This window comes from Vulcanococcus limneticus LL, assembly GCF_002252705.1.
Lineage (GTDB): Bacteria > Cyanobacteriota > Cyanobacteriia > PCC-6307 > Cyanobiaceae > Vulcanococcus > Vulcanococcus limneticus.
This window is the reverse complement of the sequence record NZ_NQLA01000130.1, coordinates 1-1,436: the sequence shown is the minus strand read 5'-3', so window position 1 is coordinate 1,436 and position 1,436 is coordinate 1. Positions and strand designations below refer to the sequence as shown.

General features: G+C 66.4%; 1 protein-coding gene and 1 pseudogene. Both read left to right on the top strand.

Annotated elements, in window-relative coordinates; all coding sequences use genetic code 11:
• Positions 1–312: pseudogene (locus tag CJZ98_RS19255) on the top strand (IS3 family transposase); the annotation flags it as partial.
• Positions 276–1,397: an IS3 family transposase gene (locus CJZ98_RS17680; RefSeq protein WP_157911097.1), complete on the top strand. Its 1,122-nt coding sequence runs from the start codon at positions 276–278 to the stop codon at positions 1,395–1,397. The pseudogene CJZ98_RS19255 and the gene CJZ98_RS17680, both read left to right, overlap by 37 nt.
• Positions 1,398–1,436 lie beyond the last annotated feature (39 nt).

The window sequence follows — 1,436 nt, the reverse complement described above, 5'->3', positions numbered from 1 at the left end:
GACAAGTTCACGGTGGTGCTCGAGACCGCTGGCCTCAACGACACCGAGCTCGGTGCCTACTGCCGGGAGCGGGGTCTGTTCCCTGAGCAGGTGAGCCGCTGGCGTCAGGCCGCCACCGATGCCAACGCCGCGCCGGTGCTGACGATGGCCGAGCAGAAGGAGCTCGAAAGGCTCCGCGCCCAGGACCAGCGAGAGATCAAGGCCCTCAAGAAGGAGCTGCTGCGCAAGGAGAAGGCCCTGGCGGAGGCGGCAGCACTGCTGGTGCTGCGAAAAAAGTGGGAGGCCTACTGCTCGGAGGACGCGGAAGGCTGACCAGCGCTACGCACCGGCAGAAGGCGATCGAGCTGATTGCTGAGGCCAAGGCCAGCGGCGCCACCCTCAGCGCTGCCTGCGGGGAGATCGGCATTTCCCTGCGCACCCTCAAGCGCTGGCGGCGTGCCTTTCTGGGTGATGGGGACGGTGAGGACCGCCGTAGAGGCAGCCCCCGCCATGTCGCCCACCGGCTGAGCGAGGAGGAACGCCAGCGGATCCTTTTCACCTGCAACCAGCCGGAGTACGCCTCGCTGCCACCAGGACAGATCGTGCCCGCACTGGCGGATCAGGGCCTGTTCATCGGCTCTGAATCCAGCTTCTACCGGGTGCTGCACGCGCATGGTCAGGCCCATCGCCGGGGCCGTGCACGAGCGCCAAAGGAGCCACGGCCCGTGCCGCGGCTGCGAGCGGATCGCCCCAATGCTGTGTGGTCGTGGGACATCACCTATCTGCCCACCACGGTGCGGGGTGTGTGGCTGTATCTCTACCTGGTGATCGACGTCTGGAGCCGCAAGGTGGTGGCCTGGGATGTCGCCGAGCGGGAAGACGCGCAGATCGCCGCCGACATGGTGGGCCGGGCCTGCCTGCGGGAGCGGGTGAGCAAGGGCTGCCGCCAACCGCTGGTTCTGCACGCCGACAACGGCAATGCCATGCGCGCCGCCACGCTCGAGGCCCGGCTGGAAGAGCTGGGGGTGCTGCGTTCGTTCTCCCGGCCACGGGTTTCGAACGACAATCCCTACTCGGAATCCCTGTTCCGCACGGTCAAATACCGTCCTGACTACCCAAGCAGGCCGTTCACCGGCAAGGCAGAGGCCTGTGAGTGGGTGGTGTCATTCGTGGATTGGTACAACCACCAGCACCGTCACAGCGGCATCAAGTTCGTGACGCCGCACCAGCGCCACAGCGGCCACGCCGCCGAACTCTGCCACCGGCGCGCCCATGTCTACGAGAAGGCCCGACAGAACCATCCGCGTCGATGGAGTCGATCCACCCGCTGCTGGCGCCAGCCAGAGGTGGTGTGGATCAACAGGCCACCAGAAGAGCCGCAGTCGGCACTGGCGGTACCATTGGCTCAGGCTGCTTGAAGAGCAGCCCAAGAGTGGCAACTTTCCTGAAAGTCACCG